This window comes from Caballeronia sp. GAWG1-5s-s (genome assembly GCF_023631445.1).
In the GTDB taxonomy this organism is placed as follows: Bacteria; Pseudomonadota; Gammaproteobacteria; order Burkholderiales; family Burkholderiaceae; genus Caballeronia.
Genome location: NZ_JALQDC010000037.1, coordinates 1 through 3,481, shown reverse-complemented (window position 1 = coordinate 3,481; position 3,481 = coordinate 1). Strand labels below are relative to the sequence as shown.

The following is a 3,481-nucleotide window of genomic DNA, read 5'->3' as shown; positions in this document are numbered from 1 at the left end:
GACTAACCCGCCAATAAGGCAGCGCATCGCGACAGAAAACACATTTTCCTTGACAAGTTGGAACGATCATTCCAGTATTCGTGTACCGATCGTTCCAACTTGAAGGAGTCCGTCGTGTCCCAGTCTTCCAGTCGCAATTTGTCGCCTCGCATCGCCATCGCCGGCGCTACCGGCCGAGTCGGGGCTACTCTCATTGCGGGTCTCGCCAGTGAGCCTGTCGACCTCATTGCGCTTTAGCCGCAAGCCGGATCCGTCGCGTTTCCCGGCCCACGTCGGCCAGGCGCCGGTCGATTTTGACGCGCCCGCCACGCTTGCAGCCGCGATGCAGGGTGTAGATCGCTTGTTCCTTGCGCAGGGCACGTCGCCGCGCCAGGTGGAGAACGAGATTGCGTTGATCGACGCCGCCGTCGGCGCGGGCGTCAGGCATATCGTGAAACTGTCGGCAGCCAGTCTGCCCGCGAAGCTGCACCCATTCGACTGGCACGCGCGCATCGAGGCGCATCTGATTTCGCGCGATATCGGTCATACGATGCTGCGGCCAACAACCTTTTTCGACACGCTGACACGAGCCGGAAAGCCTGTTCAGGAAGGAATCTGGGGTGGCGCAGCGGGGTATGGCATCGTCAATCTTATCGACACGCGCGATGTCGCTGATGCCGCGAAAGCGGTGTTGCTCGATCCAGCGAGCGAAACCTGGCAGCGCGCCTTTCATCTGACGGGGCCGCGCGCCTGGACCATGGACGACGTCGCTGCACAACTCACGCGGCTTCTCGGCAGGCCTGTTGCCTACGAGCAGCGCACTCCGGCCGAGGAGCGCGAGCGTCTTCTGGCATCGGGCGTGAGCGAATTTGTGGTGGATGTACTGACCGGGCTCGACCGCACGGTGCGTGAATCGTCGCTCCAAGAGCAGACCGCTACTGTCCAGTTGCTGACCGGTCATGCGCCAAGGGGCTTGCCGCAATGGCTTGAAGAAAATCTGTCTCTGTTCAAGGGTACTGCGGACTAATCGGCCTGCGACGCGACGCCGGGCGGCCATGCCGACATAGCTAGGTCGACCATGGCGGACAGCGCGGCAGGCGTTGCGCCGGCTTGCGGCAGATTCATGACGGCATGGAGAACACCGAGGTAATGCCAGGCAAGAGCCTCGCGGTCCACGTCGGACGACAACTTCCCACGCGCCACTCCTTCGTCGATGATCTCCGTCAGCACTGCCCGCTGGCGTCCGACACTGAACGTGACCGCCGATTGCGACGCCTTCGGCAGGTTTGCCTTCTCAACGCAACTGCGAGCCAGCATGCAACCATCGGGAGCCGCGGCTCGCTTGTGCAAAAGATCGCGCAGCAACGCCTCCATACGCTCGCGCGGCGTTGCACCGCCGACCGCGTTCATCCGGCGGAGCACTCGATCCGTGTAGTGGTTGAGCGCTTCGCGGAACAAGCCGTCCTTGTCTTCGAAACGTTGGTAGATGCTGGACCGCGACAGCCCGGTCGCCGCTGTGAGGTCGTTGATCGACGCAGCGGCGTAGCCGTTACGCCAGAATACTTTCATCGCAGCTTCGACTGCAGCGGTCTCGTCGTATTGGGGTTTGCCACTCATGGAAGAAATCTCGCTCGTCGGCCGGTCTGTTTCATCGACACACGTACCAGCAAGGACTGGAACGTCCGTTCCATGATACGACGAAGCGCCGGGCTTTTGGGAACGGCTTCGAGCGACGAGCTGAATTTTGGCAGACCCTGTGCAGCGGCTAATCCAACAACGCCGCGCCAGCGCGCGGTCAGACCTGTCAACTTTTACATCCCGGATCTGCAAGGCCTTTGCACGCCAACTAGAGACGAACAGATGCATCTTTACTAGCAGCCGAAGCATTGAAATATATCCGTTCGCGTAAAGATATTGCCCGGGCCTTGTCCGACGCGCGCCGTCAGACGCCGCATGTACTTAAGCCTTGGCAGCGACCGGGAGTCGGAATGGCGCACCAAGACGGTTGAACGCGTTCATCGCCGCAATGGTTATCGTGAGATCGACGAGATCCTTCGGCGTGAATGCCGCTGAAGCCGCTGCATAGGCTTCATCCGCAGCGTGCGTTTCGCTGACGCGCGTCACTTCTTCGGCCCAGGCGAGAGCTGCGCGTTCCTGATCGGAGAACAGGTGCGAGACCTCGTCCCACACCGGTACCAGCGAGATCTTGTCGATGGACATCGTCTTTCTGAGATCACGACTATGCTTGTCGATGCAATGAGCGCATCCATTGATCTGGGAAACACGGAGGAACACAAGATGAATAAGCTCCTCGGGCAGGTTGGTGCTTTTCGTCACATAGTGATGAACGCCCATAAGCGCCTTTGCGCCGTCCGGGGCGATCTCGTGCCAGTTCAAGCGGGTCATCTTCGTCCTTTACCTTTCGTCCGTTGGAAATGTCTCCTGCGCTTACAGGCGCAGGTCGGTTACTTCACCTTTGCGCACGGCTCGTGATGTTACGCCGGCGATGCTCAGCGGAGTTTTCCTGCCGACGAAGCCGTCCGACAGCGCCGCATGGTCGCGCACGTTCCACATCAAGCCGTGAATGTCAGAGACGCATCAGGCCGTTGCCGCATCCGTCAAGCGCATACGGTCCAGCCAGTCGCCGAGAGTCATGCGGCCCTGCCGCATCCCGCCTGTCGGCACGAGCGAATTTTCGGCCATTGAGCCGCCGAAGTAGGTTGCCTTGTCGTCGGCGACCACCCTGCGTGCGTCACGCGTGGCGCGCAGATAGGTGCCGATGAACGCATGCATCGCGCCGCGTTCGGGACCGGCGATATCCACGACGCCGTCGAGCGGCACGCCCAGGGTGATCTCGACGATGATGGCCGCGACATCATCGGCGGCGATGGGCTGGAACTGATGCGGTGAAAGACGCACAGTGCCGTCGGCGGTGCTCAGATCGGCGATGGTGCCGAGAAACTCCATGAACTGCGTGGCACGCACGATCGAATAAGGCACGGGCGATGCCGCAATCAGCCGTTCCTGCACGCACTTCGCCGCAAAGTATGCATTGCCCTCCATTCGATCCACGCCGACGATCGACAGCGCCACATGGTGCTGCACGCCGGCTTTGCGCTCGGCCTCAAGGAGATTGCGCGTCGCATCGCGGAAGAAACACGTAACGGCATCGCCTTCGTACGTCGGCGGATTGGTCACGTCGATCACGACATGCGCGCCGCGCAGTGCGTCGTCCAGGCCCGCGCCGGTGATCGCGTTGACGCCCGTGCTCGGCGATGCGGCGACCGCCTCATGTCCCTTCTCGCGCAACAAGGCCACAGCCTTCGCACCGATCAGTCCGGTCCCTCCGATGACGACGATCTTCATGACACACCTCGTTGAATTGATGAAAGTGAAATCATTGTGTGAGAATCATGTCTTGGTTAGAAGAGACAAGAATCGTCGATCTGACTAGTCCAAGGATCGCTCATGCGGAACCCGCAACACGCACTGAAGATTGATA

General features: G+C 60.7%; 4 protein-coding genes. 1 reads left to right on the top strand and 3 read right to left on the bottom strand.

The window, feature by feature from the left end; all coding sequences use genetic code 11:
• Positions 1–208 precede the first annotated feature (208 nt).
• A complete protein-coding gene (locus tag NCR34_RS25990) occupies positions 209–1,006 on the top strand; it encodes an NmrA family NAD(P)-binding protein (protein ID WP_250501257.1) in 798 nt (265 codons plus the stop codon).
• Here the strand turns inward: NCR34_RS25990 and NCR34_RS25985 are convergent.
• The 3 genes from NCR34_RS25985 to NCR34_RS25975 form a co-directional block, all read right to left on the bottom strand.
• A complete protein-coding gene (locus tag NCR34_RS25985; protein WP_250501256.1) occupies positions 1,003–1,596 on the bottom strand; it encodes a TetR/AcrR family transcriptional regulator in 594 nt (197 codons plus the stop codon). The genes NCR34_RS25990 and NCR34_RS25985 overlap by 4 nt on opposite strands.
• A 342-nt stretch (positions 1,597–1,938) precedes the next feature.
• A complete protein-coding gene (locus tag NCR34_RS25980) occupies positions 1,939–2,385 on the bottom strand; it encodes a carboxymuconolactone decarboxylase family protein (RefSeq protein WP_250501255.1) in 447 nt (148 codons plus the stop codon).
• Positions 2,386–2,577: 192 nt separating this feature from the next.
• The gene (locus NCR34_RS25975) at positions 2,578–3,345 is read right to left on the bottom strand and encodes an SDR family oxidoreductase (protein WP_250501254.1); all 768 of its coding nucleotides are present in this window, start codon (positions 3,343–3,345) and stop codon (positions 2,578–2,580) included.
• Positions 3,346–3,481 lie beyond the last annotated feature (136 nt).

Coding starts and splice junctions, on each gene's coding strand:
- NCR34_RS25985 (WP_250501256.1), bottom strand. CDS start 1,596: ATGAGTGGCAAACCCCAATACGACGAGACCGCTGCAGTCGAAGCTGCG.
- NCR34_RS25980 (WP_250501255.1), bottom strand. CDS start 2,385: ATGACCCGCTTGAACTGGCACGAGATCGCCCCGGACGGCGCAAAGGCG.
- NCR34_RS25975 (WP_250501254.1), bottom strand. CDS start 3,345: ATGAAGATCGTCGTCATCGGAGGGACCGGACTGATCGGTGCGAAGGCT.